Raw genomic sequence first — 19972 nt, 5'->3', positions numbered from 1 at the left:
GCTTATGCCTCGTTCTGTTGTGGTTGAGTTGTTGGCGTATTCGCCGTGAAGAACTCATCACCAAAGTTGTGATTGATTAGGTGTTGTGCGTCGCAATCGCCTGCTTGGAATGGAATCAGAGTTAAGCCGTAGCGGAACTCATCCATGTACACGCGGTAAGAATCCAATACTTCGCTGCCCCAAGAGTTTGAACCTAGGCCCATCACTTGGTGGTCTAGATTTAGGGTGATGTAACCGCTCTTCTCTAGTTCAATCGTATGCTGTGCTTGATGCAGGTTTTGGTTGGTGTAGAACCATGCGCTGAAGTTGATTTCTTGCTGTGGTTTCACCGCAATACCATTGCCAGCACGGCTTGAAAGCGCAGCCCAACGAACGTGTTGGCGGTTGCCGTTGTTTTGTGGGAACGGGTAGTTCTCGAACATGTCAGCCACGGTTGATTGGTAAACATCAATCATGTTGGCTTGCTTGCTGTCCTGGTAGTTCTCTTCAGGGCCGCGGCCGTAGTATTGAACTTGGTCGAAGTCGCCGTTGATACCCATATCTAAACCAATCACTGGAATCACGTGAGGGTAATCACCGTAACGCTCGCCGCTCAGTTCAACGTTTAGCTGACCTTCAGCACTGATCTGGTAGCGATATTCACAGCGCATGCCGAAATCGAATACCGGTGGAGCAATGATGCTGGTGGTCGTGATCTCTACCTTGCCGTTTACCTGTTCAACGTTCACGCATTCAAGGTCAATGCTACGGAAATGTTCCTGCATGATCTGCAGGTGTGCAGGTTCCCAGTAACCATCGTGCTCTTGCTTATGGTTATCGATCATTGGCTTGAAGAAGTTCAGCTTAGGCTCAGACTTAATCAGCTCCTCGCCATTCACTAACCATGACGTCAGCTTGCCGTTCACTTTTGAGAAATTCAGAGCAAAGTTGTGGCCTTTGATTAGGTAAGCTAAGCGAGACTCTTCAACATTCAGTGCCGTCGCATTGTTGTTAGTGAAGGCTTCAAGTTGTGCTGTGTTCTCTTTCACTTGGAACTGGTAAACCGCGATGTCGTGGTTCGCCTCGCTGTATGAAGTACGAGAATCTTTGCGCACCGTAAAGTTGACAAACACTTCGCGCTCATCAAGCTGTGGCAAGTTAAGCGTTAGTTCACGGCTAGAGTTCTCAGCCAGTTCTTCAACCTTGATGTGTTGTACGGCAATGGTTTCACCCTCAGCGCGGATTTCCGCAGTGATGGTGTAGTCATCGATATTTGAGAACCAAAGCTTGTTGTCTACTGTGAAGGTGCCCGTTTGTGCATCGAAATCGCGAAGCTTCACAGGGGCAATCACTTGCTTGTACTCTTTCAAGCCTGGGCCTGGCGTTTGATCCGGGTAGATCAAACCGTCCATGCAGAAGTTGTAGTTGTTCGGGTAGTCACCGTAGTCACCGCCGTATTTGTAGAACTCTGTGCCTGCTTCATCACGCGCTAGAATGCCGTGGTCACACCATTCCCAAACATAGTGACCTTGAATCGCATCGTGCTTGTAGAACACGTTTTGGTACTCGGTTAAACCGCCCGGGCCGTTACCCATCGCGTGTGCGTATTCACAGATGATGCGTGGCTTTTCGTGTGGGAATTCACCGAAGGCATTCATCAATTGAGCGCGTGAGTACATGGTTGAAATGATGTCGACCACTTCAGCGTCACGGTCTTCTTCGTAGTGAACCAAACGCGTGTCATCAATTGCTTTTGCTGCATCGTACATAGAACGGATGTTGCAGCCGTAACCAGACTCGTTACCCAGTGACCACATGATGATAGAAGGGTGGTTCTTTTGAGCGTGAATATGACGCTCGATACGCTCAACAAACACAGCTTCCCATGCTGCATCGTTAGTGATGCGGCTTAAGTCGCCAACGTTAGCAAAACCGTGTGTTTCAACATCGGTTTCGCCCATCACGAACAGACCGTAGATATCACACAGTTCGTAGAAACGTGGGTCGTTCGGGTAGTGCGCTGTACGTACTGAGTTGATGTTGTGTTGCTTCATCAACACTAAGTCTTTCTCTACGCGATCCATCCCAACAGCACGACCTTTTAGGTGGTCGTTGTCGTGGCGGTTCACGCCGTGAAGCATCACGTATTTGTTGTTGATGTAGAACAGACCATCGCGAACTTTAATGTCGCGGAAACCAACGCGTTGTGGGATCACTTCTAACACTTTGCCGTCAGCGTCTTTCAACGTAAGCAGCAGTTGGTAAAGGTATGGGTTTTCAGCGTTCCATTGAACTGGGTTCACCACATCGATAGAGAATTGAGTATTCGCATTGCCATCGACATTTAAGTTATCTAGTGAGCCTTGCGAGATAACTTGGCTGCCATCAAGCAATGCGTACTCAAGGGTTGCTTTTGCCGCTGCTGCTAGGTTTTCTAGTTTCACTTTGCACGAAAGGGTAGCGCTTTGGTAAGCGTCGTCGAAATCAGTGCGAACGGTAACGTCTTGAACGTGCAGCTGTTCTTTACCTACGAGGTAAACGTCACGGAAGATACCGCCCGTCCACCACATGTCTTGGTCTTCAATGTAGGTTGAATCGGCCCACTGCATCACACGAATCGAAAGTAGGTTGTTGCCTGCTTTTACCTGGCTAGAGATATCGAACTCAGCGGTTAGGCGGCTGCCTTTGCTGAAGCCAACATATTCACCGTTTACGTACACTTCGAAGTAAGTTTCAACGCCATCAAATTTGATGATGGTTTGTTTCTCGTCCCAGCTTTCGCCAAGGAAGAAAGAGCGTTGGTATGCGCCGGTTGGGTTGTCTGATGGTACGAAAGGCACATCAATTGGGAATGGGAAACCTTCATCTGTGTATTGAAGATCGCCGTGGCCTTCCATTTGCCACATGTTTGGAACCGTGATGTTGCCCCAGTCGCTCATTTCCTGAGAATAAAACTCTTCAGGAACCAATAGCGGATTGGTGAAGTAGCTGAAATTCCATTGGCCACTCAATAGTTGGAAGTGGCTGCTTAGTTCACGCTGAAACGTTTTTGCATTTTTTTCTGATGCGTATGAGAAGAAGTATGCACGCGGTGCCATACGGTTCTCATGTAAGTTCAGGAAGTTTTCCCAGTTGTTCACGTTGCCTCTCTCTCGGTCTAAATGCAGTTTGCTGACCGACGTTCTTATGCGTAATTGGGTCGTAGTGAATACGAGTATTTTTGGACTGAGGTAATTATTAGTAAAAGTTTTACTAAATGAAATTGGTGAAAACGTTTTACTTTAACTTCATCACGTTTTTTATGGTCTTTTTACGGTGCTGTGTGATCCACTTAAAAGAATGCTATTGGTTGTTTTATGCAGCAGGTTAAAGAGGGGGATATGTGTCGATTGATGCATGTGATGGGCACAAAAAAGGCCACCTTCAATAAAGGTAGCCTTTATTTATCTACTTGATATATTTAATTATTTTGTTGTATCGCGCAGCTTAAGTTTGCTTGGTACATAGACGCGCAATGGGATGGTTCGGCCGTCGCGTACTTTCTCAATCAGCAGGTTAACGCCTTGAATTCCCATCAGTTCAGAGTGAATACGAACAGTTGATAAAGATGGGAAGGTAAATTTAGCTGTTGGGATGTCGTTTACACTGATCAGTGCAATATCTTCAGGAATGTTTAATCCGTGCTCATGAACTGCTCGTAAAACGCCAATTGCGATGGAATCTGACGCAATAAACATGGCTTTAGGGTAGTCGCCCGTCGCGAGCATCTGTTTTGCAAGCTTGTAACCTGAAGAGCTAGAGAAGTCACCGCGGTAGATGTCTTGCTCACTGACAACGTTCTTGAGGCTGCCATATTCTGCGAAGGCCACTTCACGAATATCTGGGGTGTTGACGTCGTCTTGGCCACCAATAAAGCCGATGCGCTCATAACCTTGGTTGATAAAGAAGTTGGTGATCTCTTTGCTGATCAAAGCCAGGTCGATATCGACAGAGTCATAAGGTTCTGAGTGATCGGTAAAATCGACATAACAAATATTATCGCTCAGTTTTTTAGCTTGCTCGATAACCTCTGGTGTCATTCTTCCGACCAACAAAACACCAGTTATCGGCGCTGAATTGATCTGTATTTTGCTTTCATAACAGTTTGTTAGCTTAACTTCCATCTTTTCGCATTGGGTTTCAATCCCATGGCGAATCGATAGGTAGTAAGGGTCGTTAACCTCAGCTTCTTGCTTGTAGTTATACAGTGCTAGGAAGTGATGGTTTTGTTTTTTACTACTAACGGTTTTTCGTGAGCTGCTGGTTTTGTATTCCAACTTCTCTGCAATTTCAAAGATACGCCTTTTGGTCTCTTCCTTGACGCTTAATGTTGGATCTTCATTGAGAACCCTTGAAACTGTAGCCAATGATACATTCGCTTCAGTCGCGATATCTTTTAACGTTGCCATACTCACTTCCTGTTATTGGAACATTGCGCTGCTTTGAAATTGGTATTTAGTAAAAAAGCAATGCACCTCTTTATTCTACAGACCTATTGTAATCAAACTGGAAGTCATTGCATTAACTTTTAGTAAAATAAATGCTCAACTCATCTGTGATGTCTCAAATCTAACTATCTATAATTATCTTATTAAAATTCAATGAATTAGAAGTTAACAGCTATACGTTATCTCTATGCCATGATCAGTACCAATGATGAAAGTTAGTGTAAACGTTTACACTTCGTGGTTTTGATCACAGATTTATAGTCAAAATGGCTGCTACTATTTCTGGTATACGGTGCTATTGAGCTGAATGTCAGTTTGAGCTAGCCCACGAATGACGATAAAGAGAGGTTGATTGTGAAAGTACTGGTTACGGGCGGCATGGGTTACATCGGAAGTCATACATGCATTCAAATGATACAGGCAGGTATGGAGCCAATCATTGTTGATAACCTTTGCAACAGCAAAGAGCTAGTGCTGGAACGAATCGAATCGTTAACTTGCAAGCGACCAACGTTTTATCTTGGCGACATTCGTGACCAATCTTTTCTAGATAGCGTGTTTTCAGAAAACGATATCCAAGCTGTGATTCACTTTGCTGGCCTGAAAGCGGTAGGGGAGTCGGTGGCTAAGCCTTTGGAATACTACGATAACAACGTCAATGGTTCATTGGTGTTAGCTCGAAGTATGAAGAAAGCGGGCGTAAAAAGCATCGTATTTAGTTCTTCGGCTACCGTTTACGGTGACCCTGAAGTAGTGCCGATTACTGAAACTTCACCAACAGGCGCGACAACTAACCCTTATGGTCGCAGCAAATATATGGTTGAAGAGTGCTTAAGCGATCTGTTCAACGCGGAGAACGATTGGAGCGTGACTTTGCTACGTTACTTCAATCCAGTCGGCGCACATCCATCGGGCACTATGGGTGAAGACCCACAAGGTATCCCAAATAATTTAATGCCGTTCATAGCTCAAGTAGCCGTAGGTCGCCGTGAAAAACTGGCTGTTTTTGGAAACGATTACCCAACAGTCGATGGTACAGGCGTTCGTGACTATATTCATGTAATGGATTTAGCGGATGGCCATGTCGCCGCACTAAAAGTGGTTGGCGAGAAAGCGGGCTTACACATTTACAATCTAGGTACTGGCAAAGGCTCAAGTGTACTCGAGATGGTTGAAGCCTTCGCACAAGCATCAGGCAAACCGGTTCCTTATGAACTTTGCCCACGTCGCGCAGGTGACATTGCCGAATGTTGGGCAAGCACAGAAAAAGCGGAGCGCGAACTTGGTTGGAAGGCGACGCGTAGCGTGATGGAGATGACGGCGGATACATGGAATTGGCAGTCGAATAACCCGAACGGCTATTCCCCTTCGTAATTGAAGCCGCAGCGTTGTTAGCTGCGCTTACCAATTCCAATCACATAGAAGATCTATGCTCATGGATATTGGAAATCTTGCTGCCTAGCTGCAACTCCAATTTCTTTGGGGAATGCAGATATGAGAAAAAGAGATTCCAGATATCTCGTACCTCGATTCTGGAATGACGAATTTTAAAACTACGATTTCTGAACGTCATTCCCTACAGCGAGGAACGAGCGTGATAGGGAATCTCCTTGTAGAAGAATTATTCATCTTGGTGAATTGACCAAGACACAAAATTTGAGAGCAATCTAAACATGTCAAAAGTTGAATTTAACCCAGTAGACCATCCGCATCGTCGTTATAACCCATTAACGGGTCAGTGGATCTTAGTATCACCGCACCGCGCAAAGCGTCCTTGGAGTGGCCAAGATGAAAAGCCATCGACCGAGCAACTTCCTGAGTACGAGAAAGAGTGTTTCTTGTGCCCAACCAATACGCGTATCTCGGGCGACGAAAACCCAGATTACGACGGCACTTATGTATTCAGTAATGATTTCGCGGCGCTGATGCCTGATTCGCCTGACGCTCCAGAGTCTGATAACCCTCTATTCAAGACTCAAGGTGTACGTGGGTTGAGCCGCGTGATCTGTTTCTCTCCGGACCACAGCAAAACGTTGCCAGAGTTACCAGTAAACAAGATTCGCGGTGTGATTGATACATGGAATGAACAGATTGAAGAGCTAGGTAAAGACTACCTATGGGTTCAAGCGTTTGAAAACAAAGGCGAGACCATGGGCTGCTCTCAGCCTCACCCACACGGTCAAATTTGGGCGAACAGCTTTCTGCCAAACGAGATTGAACGTAAAGAAAAGCTTCTAAAAGAATACTTTGAGCAACAAGGTTCAAACCTATTAGTGGATTACGTTGAAGCTGAAATGAAAGGCGGCTCACGCACTGTAGTTGAAACCGAACATTGGATTGCTGTGGTTCCTTACTGGGCTGCGTGGCCATTCGAAACCATGTTGCTGCCAAAAACACACATTCGCCGCATGAGTGAACTGACTGACGAACAACGTGATGACTTGGCACTTGCGATTAAGAAGCTAACGAGTCGCTACGACAACCTATTCCAATGTTCATTCCCATACTCGATGGGCTGGCACTATGCGCCATTCTTTGAAGAAGGTACGGACATCGATCATTGGCAGTTGCATGCGTTGTTCTACCCGCCACTGTTACGCAGTGCTTCGGTTCGTAAGTTCATGGTTGGCTATGAAATGCTGGCAGAATCTCAGCGTGATTTAACCGCAGAACAAGCAGCGCAACGTCTTCGTGATTTGAGTGACGTTCACTATAAAGAGCAGTAATACGTTGCTTCGTAGATAACGAGCGAGATTCCTGATATCTCGTCCCTCGATTCTGGAATGACGGCAGGTGAGAAGCTTGGTTGCTTCGTTACTTAGGAGTCGATGTTGTCATTCCCTATTGTGAGAGATGAACGAGATAGGGAAATCTAAAAGAATTAAAGTGGTGCCGTGAAGGGGCCATAACCAATTGAACAAAGAGTTTAACCAGAGAGTTTACTTATGTCTGACCTAATCCAAAACGTGAAAGCATCTTTTGAGCAAGTCCTTGGCTACCAAGCGACTCATATTATCCAAGCACCAGGTCGTGTGAACCTGATCGGTGAACACACTGACTACAACGATGGTTTTGTTCTACCGTGTGCCATTAACTACCAGACGGTAGTCGCAGCGGCTAAACGTGACGACAACATCGTGCGCGTAGTGTCGGTGGACTACGGCAATGCTGTGGATGAATTCGACCTAACTCAAGAGATCACATTTCAACAAGACAAGATGTGGGCTAATTACATTCGTGGTGTGGTGAAGTGCTTAAAAGGTCGCGGTTTTGAATTTACAGGTGCAGATATCTCTGTAACGGGCAACGTGCCTCAAGGTGCTGGCTTAAGTTCTTCTGCGGCACTGGAAGTGGTGATTGGTCAAACATTCAAGGTGCTTTACAACCTAGAGATCAGCCAAGCCGAAGTGGCGCTTAATGGTCAGCAAGCTGAAAACGAATTTGTAGGCTGTAACTGCGGCATTATGGATCAAATGATCTCTGCAGAAGGTCGCGCAAACCATGCGATGCTTCTGGATTGTCGTAGCCTAGAAACAACGGCAGTTTCAATGCCAGAAGATATGGCTGTGGTTATCATCAACTCAAACAAGAAACGCGGCTTGGTCGACAGCGAATACAATACGCGTCGTGAGCAGTGTGAAGAAGCGGCGCGTATCTTTGGTGTTCCGGCACTTCGTGATGTGACCATTGAGCAGTTCAAAGCGAAAGAGTCTGAATTGGATGAAATGGTCGCGAAACGTGCTCGTCACGTGATTACTGAAAATGACCGTACTGTTGAAGCGGCTCAAGCTCTGCGCACTCATGATATGAAACGCATGGGTGAGTTGATGGCTGAATCGCATGCATCAATGCGTGATGATTTTGAAATCACGGTGAAAGAAATCGATACGTTGGTTGATATGGTCAAAGAAGTGATCGGTGAGCAAGGTGGCGTACGTATGACGGGCGGTGGTTTCGGTGGTTGTATTGTGGCATTGGTTCCACCTGCATTGGTTGATGAAATCAAAACAACCGTTGAGCAGAAATATCAAGCGGCGACGGGTCTAAAAGAATCTATTTATGTGTGCCAAGCGAAAGACGGAGCAGGCTTAGTTGAAGTAATCTAACGGCTTCGAGATTTAATATAGAGCTTACCAACTAAAAAGATCATGGTAGGCCAAATGCTAAAGCCTTTACTTCAGGTAGAGGCTTTTTACTGGCAGTAGAAGGAATTTAGAATGACACAAGCGCAGAACCTGCATCAATCCATGACAGAAACTGCAGCCTATGATGGCCAACCTGCTCAGCTTGTCACGCTGTCGAATACACACGGCATGCAAGTGACATTCATGGATATTGGAGCAACGTGGTTGAGCTGTATCTTGCCAGTAAAAGGAAACAGACGAGAAGTGCTATTGGGTGTTGATTCAATGGATAACTTCGAGAAGCAAGCCAGTTATATGGGGGCCACAGTTGGTCGCTATGCTAACCGCATTGCTAATGGTCGTTTCAAAATTGATGGCCAGAACTACAAACTGGAAACCAACCAAGCGGGCAATACCTTGCATGGTGGCCCGAACGGATTTGATAAACGCCGTTGGAATATTGCCGAGCAGACTGATACATCTGTATCGTTTACTTTAGAGTCGGCTGATGGCGATCAAGGCTTTCCGGGGAATTTGAATGTGTCGGTGCGTTATGAACTCACCGAAGATAATCGAGTTTCCATTCATTACTCTGCAACCACAGACAAGCCAACCGTGGTCAACCTAACGAATCATGCGTACTTCAATCTACTTGGCGCAGAAGCCGGGCACGATTGTTTGTCACACATTGTGAGCATCAACGCCAATCAGTTCTTACCGACCAACTCGGTAGGTATTCCACTAGGCAATCTTAAATCGGTGAAATCGACCAGCTTCGACTTCAATCAGCCTATGATGATCTCAGAGCGTTTGTTGGGTGATGAACAGCAGAAAGCAGCAAAGGGTTACGACCACTCTTTCTTATTAGCTGACGGCTGTAAGCGCACTCAATGCGCCGCTACCGTAACGTCACCAGATGCTCTCGTCACACTAAAAGTATTTTCAACCAAACCTGCGATGCAGCTATACACCGGAAACTGGCTTGGTGGTACACCAAACCGAAGTGGTGGCAGCTATGAAGATTACGCTGGTTTGGCGTTAGAAACCCAGTTCTTACCTGACTCTCCTAACCACCCAGAGTGGAAGCAGGACAGTTGTATTCTCAAGCCTGAACAAGAATATAACTACCGTACCTGTTACCAGTTTGAATTTTCGGGGGATTCTTCAAACTAGTACGCTCTAGCTCAAAACGGTTATGCCAATTGCTTTTGTTTGTGAATAGAACGATGTGAGTTATCGCGTTGTTCTTGGGGGATGAGCAAAAGTGGCGCTCAACAAGTGTGTGATTTATTAAGCGTGATTGTTGGGTATCCGAGTAAGGTAGGAAAGCCCTAACAGAAGCGATTCTGTTAGGGCTTTTTTTTGTTTGTTGTTTGGTTAGTTGACCAGAACTTAGATTTTCTCTACCGAATTACGGCGCACCAAAGTCGGAGAAAACATCATTGGTTCCGTTGAGGTGTTTTCACCTTTGGCTAAGTGCAACGCGAGTCGTGTCGCTTTCTCTGCCATCATCTGAATCGGGTAGCGAATGGTGGTTAGCTTTGGATGAACATAGCGTGCAATCAAGCCATCATCGAAACCGATGATCGACATTTTGTCCGGCGCTTGAATACCGTTTTCATCTAGGACAGACAAAGCACCTGCCGCCATGTAATCGTTGTACGCAACAATGCCTGTGATCGGCAGAGACTTGGTTAATAGGTTAGTCATCGCGTATTCACCCCCTTCACTGGTGGGAGATGAGTACTCAATATAGCTGTCAGATAACGCTATTTTGTAATCCGAGAGTGCTGACAAGTAACCTTGTACACGCTCATCGGCATCTTCAATGCTGTGCGATGAAGCGATACAGGCAATATTTTTATGACCATGACGAATCAGATATTCAGTCGCAAGATACGCGCCTTTCTTGTTGTCCAAGAAAATACAACGGTTGGCAATCTCAGCAATATAGCGATTGATCAGCACTAAGCCTTTGACTTCTTTTGCATAGGCAATCAGTTCTTCGTCTGTCAGGCCTTTTGAATGGATCACTAAGGCGTCGCAACGGCTATTGATCAGTAACTCAATCGCTTGTCTTTCTTCTTCACGATCGTGTGATCCATTACCGACGAGGATATGCTTTCCGTTCTCACGAGCGACATTATCGACAGCCTTAACCAGCGTGCCAAAAAAAGGATCGGAGATATCACCAACCAACACACCGACGGTATTGGTGCTCTGGCTTACCAGCGCACGAGCATTGGCATTCGGGCGATAGCCGAGTTTAGACATCGCTTTGGTGACGGATTCAATTGAGTTCGCACTTGCCTTCGGAGACTTATTTACGACTCGAGATACGGTTGCAACAGAAACACCAGCTTCCCTTGCGACATCTTTAATTGTTGCCATTTTTAACCTCTATACATTGCTGCATCTATTTAACACCGACAATGAGTGCAAGGCAACGAAACTCTCATTTTACTTCCAGTAATGAGATCTTTACCGCTTGTAATTATTAGGCTTAATGCTAGTGTAAACATTTACATTTTACTTAATTTTAGTAAATGATTTAATGAGTAAAAATAAATCAATATAGGAAGTGAGAAATGGATACTGTCTCTTATGGTGACTTTGCTAAGTTAGAAATGCGTGTCGGTAAGATCATTGAGGTTGTGCGTCATGAAAACGCAGACAAGCTGTACATCGTGCAAGTGGATATCGGTGAGAAGACGCTACAAACGGTGACCAGCCTAGTGCCTTACTACACCGAAGAAGAGTTGATGGGTAAGCAGGTTGTTGTTTTGTGTAATCTAGCGAAGGCGAAGATGAGAGGCCACACTTCTGAGTGCATGTTGTTATGTGCCGAAACGGAAGATGAATCTGAAAGTGTATTGCTGACACCGGAACGTGCGATGCCTGCAGGTATTCGTGTCGTTTAAGATCGCTTTAGGTTGGTGAGCCTATGTGTTCACCAACCTAAATCAACTAGCTGCGTACAGTTAGTATCAAGCCATCAATCACACTGTGATGGTGATCGGAAACCCCAGCAAGGTTGCCGTATTTAGGCTGGTGGCGATCATTTTCTAATGGGTGATGCCAACCTTGTGTGTGTTTAACGAAGTGCGCCGCAAAGCTTTCAGACACCTCTAAACATCCTGCCAATACCGTATCGACATAGGTTTGAACGATAGGGCTGTTTTCGCAAGGAGCTTCAATCTCGTCTTTGATGTAAACCCAGATCGATTGATCCTGTTTGAACTCATCTTGGCTTTTTATCTGAGAGGCCTGTAATTCGATTCGGTGATAACCACGCTCACGGCGATCAAACTCAGCCAGTGCAATATCATCCACCTCAAGCAACACACCATTCACTTGTCCCTCGCCGAGATTGACGATCAAAGGTGATAACACATAGCTGTCATCGATCTTGCTCCAATGGCGAATTAAGCCATGAACAATCGCAGGGATCGCTTGCCCTGTCTGACCGGTAAGCTGGCGTGAAGATGAGTTGATTAAACTGCCATAACCAAAAATATACATCGCATTCCTTGTCTGAGTTGTTCCATTTAAGTCTAGTCTTACTATATGTGGCGAGATACCAAAAGTCAGTAAGTTTCTATTTATACATCTATATGTCTTTATGACTCTTTTGGTTGTGTTTTTTTGACTTGTTTATTGGCTATTGAATCTCGTGAGTCGCTGTTTTTACTGGTTTTATCTAATTGGCGCGTTTCATGCAATGTGATCTGCATATGGCATCGGATTTGATGCACACAAAATTTGGTTTAGGTAATACCTTGGCCGCTTATCTGAGAATTAGGAGCGAGTTTGTTAAATATCACAGATAAAAGTGTAGAAGACGCGATTCCAGCCTACCTGCGTTTAGGCTTTCGACCTTTCTTCTTTTTAGGCAGTCTCTATGCCGTGATTGCGATTGTAGCTTGGGTCATCATGTTCCAAAACGGTCAGCCTGAGGTTTTAAATGTTCCCGCATTGTGGTGGCACGTGCATGAGATGCTGTTTGGTTTTTCGATGGCGATTGTTGTCGGTTTTGTGCTCACTGCCGTGCAAACTTGGACGGGGGTCAATGGCACCAAACACTATCGATTAGTGGTGTTAGTTGGTTTGTGGTTGGCGCCTCGTATTCTGTTTTGGACACCGGCTCCGTTGTGGCTAATCTCTTCGATTGAAGCGCTGTTCTTAATCTTCGCGGCTTACGAGATCGGTTTCCGTGTCGTGAAGTCGAAAGGTTGGAAGAACCTATTCTTCGTACCGCTGTTTATATTGGCTATCGTGGCGAACTTTGCGAGCTACGCGACCATTAAAGGTATGCCTCCATTTCCTTCATCAGCGGTATGGCAAGCGATGTTGTGGTGGTTTACGTTATTGCTGTCTGTAATGGGCGGACGAGTGATTCCATTCTTTACCGCTCGTCGCTTCGACTTTGAGAAAGCGCAGCCATTGGTCTGGTTGGAATGGTTGGCAAACTTGCCTTTGGTTGGGCTGTTTGTTTTGAGCTTCTTCCCACTCACCTTTGCTCAGGTAGGTAATGAGCTAATGGTGTTTGCTGGCGTGACTCAGTTAGTTCGCTTTATCCGTTGGAAGCCTTGGACGACGTTATCTGAGCCTTTGGTGTGGTCACTGCACGCGGCTTACTTGTGTATCCCTTTAAGCTTGCTGTTACGCGGTTTATTAGACAACCCGTTTGCGAGCCATAATATGCTGCACTTGTTTGCGATTGGTGGCTTGAGCGGTTTGATTCTGGCGATGATTACGCGCGTGACAATGGGACACACTGGTCGTGCGATTTACAAAGGACCAAGCATGGCGCTAGCCTTTTCAGCGATATTTATTGCCGCGCTGGTTCGTAGCTTAGGTGTGATTTTCTTCCCTGCTTACTTGTTTGAGATGGTTAACATCAGCGCGGGTTTATGGACATTGGCGTTTGGTCTGTTTATCTGGAAATTCGGCATGATGCTGTTAACACCACGAGTAGATGGCCATCCGGGCTAATTTAATCTCAGCCTATTGATTAATAAAGGGAAGCGTTGAGCTTCCCTTTTTTGATCGAAATAAACTGTTATGAACTTATTGAGTATTCGCTACCAAGTATTGGCGTACCTGTGTAATGAGGTCTTCTTTGGCATGAGGGGAGATGAAACTGGCTTCGATGGCATTAATACTGAACTGGGCTAATTCTTGATGAGTGACAGGATGAGCGTTGGCAACCGCTAGGAAGTTATCATTCATGTAGCCACCGAAGTAAGCGGGATCATCGGAATTGATGGTGACACAGAGTCCTTTTCTCAGCAACTCGACGATGTTGTGCTCTTGCATGGTATCAAATACCTTGAGCTTGGTGTTCGACAACGGGCAGACCGTCAGTGGTGTGCGTTTAGCGATTAACTGTTCCATCAGCTGTTCATCTTCAACACAGCGAACACCATGATCAATTCGGGTAATGCTTAATAAGCTCAGTGCATCGATAATATTTTGTGCGGGGCCTTCTTCTCCTGCGTGTGCGACAGTTAGGAACCCTTGGTTGAGCGCTTCTTGAAAGACATGCTTAAACTTATCTGGCGGATTCCCCTGTTCTGATGAATCTAGTCCAACGGCAATGATCTTATCTTTATAGGGGAGGGCTTGTTTGAGTGTTTCAAAAGCGCTGTCTTCATCGAGATGACGCAAAAAGCACATGATCAGTTGACTGCTTATCCTAAGTTCATGTGTAGCTTGGTCGAGTGCTTGAGTAATGCCAGTGATAATTGTGTCGAAAGCGACTCCTCGCTCGGTATGGGTTTGCGGGTCGAAGAAAATCTCAGTGTGAACCACATTGTCTTGTTGGCACCTTAGTAGATAAGCCCAAGTGAGGTCGTAAAAATCCTGTTCGTGGATCAGCACGTTTGCGCCTTGGTAATAGATGTCGAGAAAGGACTGAAGATTGTGGAATTGATAGGCGTCTCGTACTTGGTCAGGGTTCTCAAAGGGAATCGATACGTTATTACGTTTGGCGAGTTGGAACATCAACTCTGGCTCTAATGTGCCTTCTATATGTAAGTGCAGCTCAACCTTAGGTAAATTTTTGATGAAGCTATCCATAGCAACTCCTTAGCTATTTTAATTATGGGCGGAGTAGGTGAGATACTAGAGTCTATAAACCTGAGTAAGCAGGTATCTCTTTCATTTATCTCTGTTTGAGCATAGTTCATTTCATTGTGGTCGATAAAACAGTGCCGAAATTGGTGGTGAATAGAGGCTTACCAAGGAATTGAAATGAGCCGCAAACGATTTGCAGCATAGGAGTGTGATCCGCTGCAAATATTTGCAGCAATATTCATTGATTTGTGCTCTAATACCGCGCTTACCAAGGGATGGTGTTAAAAGATGCTCACTTAGATGGAGTTATCAAAGTTGACCGATCCCTTAATGATCTCCCTTAGGAAAAAATAGAACATGTCTAAGAACAAAAAATTTGATATCCGCCTTACAGAAAAACGCAACGGTTGGTGTGCAGAGATTACTCGTCAAGTAACGTCTCGCAGCACTACAGTATCTAAGCGTGAGTCTGGTTTCGAAACTGAAGCTCTAGCACAAGAGTGGGCAGAGAAAGAGCTAGCATCTTTCATCGCAAACCAAGCTGAACGTAACGAGCGTAAATCAGAACAGCGTAAAGAGCGTGACGAACTACGTCACACTAAAGAGCTTAAAGCTGAGCAAGCACGTGAAGCGCGCGCTAAAGCTCGTGCAGAAGAGCAAGAAGACGCTGAGTAATTCAGTGCATGATTAATTTATAGATCCCTTAATTTTAAGATAAGGGACTTATAAAAAAAGCCCCAATATAGTCACCTATATTGGGGCTTTTTCGTTTGTGGAGTTCGTTTCTATTTTGCCTAAGACCGACGTTTTTAGCTTGTCGCTTTTAACGTCGATCTCTTAAGCTTTAATCAGTTGTTTAACGCAGTTAGCCAATCGTCTTCTGCCACTTCTTCAATGTAGCTTTCTACTGATTGTCCGACTTCTTCATCGTCTTGCTTGAAGTAAGCGATGTGGAACACAGCATCACCTTCGTTTACCAAAGGTAGAGTTTGCTGACCAATCACGATACCGCCTTTGGTTGTGATCACTTGGCCTTCTTGGTGACCCAATGGAGAGCTGATGTAAGCAAGGGTTTGTCCTGCTTCAACTTGTTCGCCAAGTCTTACCATGTTGCGCAAAATACCGTCTGATTCAGCACGGATCCAGCTGGTGGATTTACTCAATACTGGCTCTGGTAACTTTTTACGGTTAGGGCGCAGCATGCCGATTTCTTTCATCACTTGATGCACGCCAAGGTAACCCGCACGAATCGCTAAGTGATCGAAACGCAGCGCTTCACCACCTTCGTAAGTTAATACAGGAATACCAAGTTTTTCTGCTTCGCTACGCAGTGAACCGTCACGCAGTGGAGAATCAATGATCACGGGTGTTGCAAACGCTTTTGCGATGCGCAGTGTTTCAGGGTTTGATAGGTTCGCACGAATCTGTGGCAGATTAGTACGGTGAATCGCGCCCGTGTGTAGATCCAGAATGTAATCACAGTGCTTTGCCACGTTCTCAAAGAAGGTGTAAGCGATGCGTGATGTTAACGAGCCTTTCTCACTGCCAGGGAAGCAGCGGTTTAGGTCACGACGGTCTGGTAGGTAACGAGATTTATGGATAAAGCCAAACACGTTAACGATAGGAACAACAATTAATGTCCCTTTCAGTTTCTTTGGATCAATCGCATTTGTCAGTTGTCTTGCAATCTCAACACCGTTTAGCTCATCGCCGTGGATAGCCGCATTTACCATCAGTGTTGGGCCTGCTTGGCGACCGTGAATAATTTCAATCGGGATCGAAAGTGGAGAGTGCGTGTAAAGCTGAGCTGCTTGCAGTTCAATCTCCATTCGCTGTCCTGGCTGAACAGTATAACCAAGTAATTCGAATGGTTGATTAGGTTTTAGTCTTGCCATTTAGGTTGTTCTCAACATGGTGATAATTCGTTAACACGGAATGTAGCAATCGTTGATTTTTAGTACGAATCAATCGCTTTACGGTGACGACAAAAGTTTTTTATTAAGGGGGTTCTGAATTGGTTTCAGTTTTTTATTTGGCTTATTGAAGGGTGTTTCAAATTGTGAATTCTCTGACAAAACATTGATTTAACGCTGATATTTATCATTCGATTGGTTGGTATTATCCATCGCCATTTTTTGGCGGCCAAATTAAAATATCGAGATCAAAATGAAAAAAACAATTTCAAAAGTTATAGCACTTGCAGTGGTATCTGTTGCTTTATCTGGCTGTGTTGGTAGCAACGCAGTAACGGGTTACCTAATGAAGTTCAACATCAAAGCTGTTGATAACCGTTACGCTCGTGGTGGTTTGAACATGCTACTTGCACCTGCATACGGTCTAACGGTTGCGGCTGATTACCTAGTATTCAACTCACTAGAGTTCTGGACAGGTAGCAACCCACTAACAGGCGCTCCACACATCTTTGATACTAAGACTGATACGTACCTTGATATCAACCACCAACTTGATCCGTCTCTAACGGAAGCACCTGTTGGTCCTATCACAAGTGCTGATGTGATCGAGAAAGGTCAAATGCAGCAGATTGATGAAAACACGATCCAAATGGACATTACTTACCAGTCTGGTGAGCGTGCGACGTTAATCGGTGTTCGCGATGGTGAGATGGTGACGTACTTCATCGATGGCGAAGTCGTGGCACAAACTTCAATTGATGAGCTAGAAAGCTACGCGGCTTCACGCGTTTAATTGCTTCCTTAGTTACAAATAGTCGATGACAAAAATTAGATACAAAAACAGGTACTCATTGAGTACCTGTTTTATTTTGTGTCGATGGATAGTGTTTACCGCGAAATCCTATCTATCGAAAACATAATGGCTCGAACTATGCTTTTTCTGGGATTGCTTCTAATAGCGCAACCATTTGGTTCCAGAATAGTTCAACCGTATCAATCTTCACTTTCTCGTCTGGAGAGTGAGGGAACTTGATAGTAGGGCCGAAAGAAACCATGTCCATGTTCGGGTAAGGTTCTTTGAATAGACCACACTCAAGACCAGCATGGATAACCATTATGTTTGGCTTGTGACCGTAGATACCTTCGTACATGTCGCGGAAGATGTGCATGATTTCTGAATCTGCGTCTGGCTTCCAACCTGGGTAAGCGCCAGAGAATTCGATGTTCGCGCCTGCTAGCTCAGCAACAGAGTTCAGCATGCTTTCCACTTGGCTACGGCCAGAATCGATAAGAGAGCGGATCAGGCAAAGCACTGTGATTGAGTTTTCTTCAGTTGTGATAACCCCAACGTTTAGAGATGTTTCAACAACGCCTTCGATCTCATCACTCATGCGGATCACACCGTTTGGTGCCGCGTTAAGTGCTGCGATGAAGCGAGCTTGGTCAGCTGCTGCTAGAGCGCCCATTTCAACCGAAGCTTCTTCGTTGAAAGTCACGATGCTGTCTTCTACTTTACCTAGCTCTGTTGAAAGAAGCTCAGTGTAGTAGTTGTATAGTGAAGCCAGTTTTTCTTGGTTTGCCGCAGGAACAGCAACCGTTACGAAACCTTCACGAGGGATAGCGTTACGAAGGCTACCACCTTTGAATTCGACGATGCGAAGGTCTAGCTCTTTTGCGTGACCCGCTAGGAAGCGAGCAAGCAGTTTGTTTGCGTTTGCACGACCTGTGTGGATGTCACAACCAGAGTGACCGCCTTTTAGGCCTTTTAGCGTTAGCTTACGTGTTACGAAGTCAGCTGGAATCGCGTTACGTGCAATTTCAAATGTCATTGCGCCGTCGATACCGCCAGCACAACCCATGTACACTTCACCTTCTTGCTCTGAATCGGTGTTAAGAAGGATATCGCCTTCTAACCAACCTGCTTCAAGACCGAAAGCACCAGTCATGCCTGCTTCTTCATCTACTGTTAGTAGAACTTCGATAGGGCCATGCTGGATTTCGTTTGAAGCAAGAACCGCTAGGCAAGAAGCCATGCCCATGCCGTTATCAGCGCCAAGCGTTGTACCTTTAGCTGTAACCCACTCACCATCAATGTATGGTTGGATTGGATCTTTAGCGAAGTCATGAACTGTGTCTTCGTTCTTTTGTGGAACCATATCGATGTGAGCTTGTAGCACCACACCTTTTTTGTTTTCCATACCCGCCGTTGCAGGCTTTTTGATGAATACGTTGCCCGTTGGGTCACGACGTACATCTAGGCCTTGTTCTGTTGCCCAAGCAATAATGTATTGAGCAAGCTCTTCTTCATGCTTAGAAGGGTGTGGGATTGAGCAAATCTTATCGAAGAACTGCCAAATAGGGGCAGGGGATAATTTACTGATCTCAGAATGGAATTCAGACACGGATGACTCCTTTTTTATTTGATAACCATATATTTAGGATTTCTATAGGTAAAAACTTAGAACAAAAATCTAAAATATGGGTCTGTTTTGATGGCAACAGCATACCACTAGAGCGTTTTGACGAGTAGCGCTTCTAAACCTGAAATGCCTCAAATTTTGAACGCCATCTTGTTCATTTGATCTTGAATAAGTGTATTGATGCTTATAAATGGTGCAAGCAAACGTTTGTTTAAGTCTTTTTTTGTAATTTAATTACGAAATTGAGTTTGCAAAATAACCATAATTGGTAAAAAGTGTGACCTATAGCAAAAAATACTTGTAATATTTTTTCTTTGAGGTATATTAATAACCAACTTCTGAAGTGAAGAGTAAATGCTCAAAGGATGAGTCCGTTTTATCGCCTCCAAGGAACCGAGAAATCAAATTCGTTTTTTATTGATTTATTAAGGTGATAGTTATGAAAGGTTTACCATCTGCAATGTTCTGGCTTAACAGCTCTGTTTACACTAGCAACTTTGCATACCCTACAAGCTTCGGTTACTAATACCGTAAGCATGTAACTCGAACAGTTTTGTTCACCCCTATATATTGGAATTCTTTTACAGCCCTTTTGGTTGACAGATTCTACCGCCACTCAGTTTTGAGTGGCGTTTTTTTTGCCTGCTACTTTTCCAAACCGCTTTATCTTGTCACTTTCCCTACATTTCTGTGTGGTTGTTTTTTTAAACGCCAAAATATCAATTTGCGCCTTATTACTGATCCTGTTGAAAAATACACAACTCTTGTGGGTTTGAATTCAGAATTTAATGGCTAGATTCTCTATCAAAATAACCGATGGTCGAAAAAGTAACCAAGATTTTTCATTGTGACTATTGCTCTTAATTGTCTGTTTATTATGGTTATTTCTTGGGAAACACTTCGCTTTTAATCGCTTTGTTTCATACGGCATTCTGATAAATATCGATTAGAGCCTTAATTCTATCTGGAAT

At 44.8% G+C, this 19972-nt stretch carries 15 protein-coding genes; 8 read left to right on the top strand and 7 right to left on the bottom strand.

Annotated features, from left to right (window positions below; all coding sequences use genetic code 11):
- Positions 1-2: 2 nt before the first annotated feature.
- Positions 3-3119 carry a beta-galactosidase subunit alpha gene (ebgA, locus tag ACED45_RS00680; RefSeq protein ID WP_371713119.1) on the bottom strand — a complete coding sequence of 1039 codons (3117 nt, stop codon included), beginning with the start codon at positions 3117-3119 and terminating at the stop codon, positions 3-5.
- Between the two features lie 324 nt (positions 3120-3443).
- Positions 3444-4427 (bottom strand): transcriptional regulator EbgR, encoded by a 984-nt coding sequence (gene ebgR, locus ACED45_RS00675; RefSeq protein WP_048658119.1) that lies wholly within the window; start codon positions 4425-4427, stop codon positions 3444-3446.
- 393 nt (positions 4428-4820) lie between these two features.
- On the opposite strand from ebgR, the gene galE reads away from it, so the two are divergent.
- From galE to galM, 4 genes are all read left to right on the top strand, one after another.
- Positions 4821-5840 carry a UDP-glucose 4-epimerase GalE gene (gene galE, locus ACED45_RS00670; RefSeq protein ID WP_371713118.1) on the top strand — a complete coding sequence of 340 codons (1020 nt, stop codon included), beginning with the start codon at positions 4821-4823 and terminating at the stop codon, positions 5838-5840.
- Positions 5841-6139: 299 nt separating this feature from the next.
- Complete coding sequence (locus tag ACED45_RS00665) at positions 6140-7192, top strand: UDP-glucose--hexose-1-phosphate uridylyltransferase (protein ID WP_371713117.1); 1053 nt, start codon at positions 6140-6142, stop codon at positions 7190-7192.
- 219 nt (positions 7193-7411) lie between these two features.
- Positions 7412-8572 (top strand): galactokinase, encoded by a 1161-nt coding sequence (galK, locus tag ACED45_RS00660; RefSeq protein ID WP_050649658.1) that lies wholly within the window; start codon positions 7412-7414, stop codon positions 8570-8572.
- Positions 8573-8683: 111 nt separating this feature from the next.
- Positions 8684-9763 carry a galactose-1-epimerase gene (galM, locus tag ACED45_RS00655; RefSeq protein WP_371713116.1) on the top strand — a complete coding sequence of 360 codons (1080 nt, stop codon included), beginning with the start codon at positions 8684-8686 and terminating at the stop codon, positions 9761-9763.
- A 219-nt stretch (positions 9764-9982) separates the two neighbouring features.
- On the opposite strand, the gene ACED45_RS00650 is transcribed toward galM, so the two are convergent.
- Positions 9983-10981, bottom strand: a complete 999-nt coding sequence (locus tag ACED45_RS00650; RefSeq protein ID WP_371713115.1) for a substrate-binding domain-containing protein — start codon at positions 10979-10981, stop codon at positions 9983-9985.
- Positions 10982-11178: 197 nt separating this feature from the next.
- Between ACED45_RS00650 and ACED45_RS00645 the strand changes: the two genes are divergently transcribed.
- Entirely contained in the window at positions 11179-11511 is a 333-nt protein-coding gene (locus ACED45_RS00645) for a tRNA-binding protein (protein WP_004734420.1), read from the top strand.
- A gap of 46 nt (positions 11512-11557) precedes the next feature.
- On the opposite strand, the gene ACED45_RS00640 is transcribed toward ACED45_RS00645, so the two are convergent.
- Positions 11558-12112 carry a gamma-glutamylcyclotransferase family protein gene (locus ACED45_RS00640; protein WP_285954287.1) on the bottom strand — a complete coding sequence of 185 codons (555 nt, stop codon included), beginning with the start codon at positions 12110-12112 and terminating at the stop codon, positions 11558-11560.
- A 288-nt stretch (positions 12113-12400) separates the two neighbouring features.
- Between ACED45_RS00640 and ACED45_RS00635 the strand changes: the two genes are divergently transcribed.
- Positions 12401-13585 (top strand): NnrS family protein, encoded by a 1185-nt coding sequence (locus ACED45_RS00635; protein WP_371713114.1) that lies wholly within the window; start codon positions 12401-12403, stop codon positions 13583-13585.
- Between the two features lie 75 nt (positions 13586-13660).
- Here the strand turns inward: ACED45_RS00635 and ACED45_RS00630 are convergent, their stop codons facing one another.
- Positions 13661-14671 (bottom strand): adenosine deaminase, encoded by a 1011-nt coding sequence (locus tag ACED45_RS00630; protein ID WP_371713113.1) that lies wholly within the window; start codon positions 14669-14671, stop codon positions 13661-13663.
- A gap of 354 nt (positions 14672-15025) precedes the next feature.
- Between ACED45_RS00630 and ACED45_RS00625 the strand changes: the two genes are divergently transcribed.
- Positions 15026-15343, top strand: a complete 318-nt coding sequence (locus ACED45_RS00625; protein ID WP_017056240.1) for a DUF3622 domain-containing protein — start codon at positions 15026-15028, stop codon at positions 15341-15343.
- Between the two features lie 173 nt (positions 15344-15516).
- Here ACED45_RS00625 and ACED45_RS00620 read toward each other — a convergent pair whose 3' ends face one another.
- The gene (locus ACED45_RS00620; RefSeq protein WP_017060792.1) at positions 15517-16563 is read right to left on the bottom strand and encodes a succinylglutamate desuccinylase/aspartoacylase family protein; all 1047 of its coding nucleotides are present in this window, start codon (positions 16561-16563) and stop codon (positions 15517-15519) included.
- A 271-nt stretch (positions 16564-16834) separates the two neighbouring features.
- Here ACED45_RS00620 and ACED45_RS00615 point away from each other — a divergent pair, with 271 nt between their 5' ends.
- A complete protein-coding gene (locus ACED45_RS00615; RefSeq protein WP_371713112.1) occupies positions 16835-17374 on the top strand; it encodes a DUF3332 domain-containing protein in 540 nt (179 codons plus the stop codon).
- 136 nt (positions 17375-17510) lie between these two features.
- Here ACED45_RS00615 and ACED45_RS00610 read toward each other — a convergent pair whose 3' ends face one another.
- Positions 17511-18983 carry an aminoacyl-histidine dipeptidase gene (locus tag ACED45_RS00610; RefSeq protein ID WP_371713111.1) on the bottom strand — a complete coding sequence of 491 codons (1473 nt, stop codon included), beginning with the start codon at positions 18981-18983 and terminating at the stop codon, positions 17511-17513.
- Positions 18984-19972: the final 989 nt, after the last annotated feature.

Source organism: Vibrio crassostreae (assembly GCF_041439375.1).
Lineage (GTDB): Bacteria > Pseudomonadota > Gammaproteobacteria > Enterobacterales > Vibrionaceae > Vibrio > Vibrio crassostreae_D.
The sequence above is the reverse complement of the archived record's forward strand: the minus strand, read 5'-3'. Positions and strand labels throughout refer to the sequence as shown.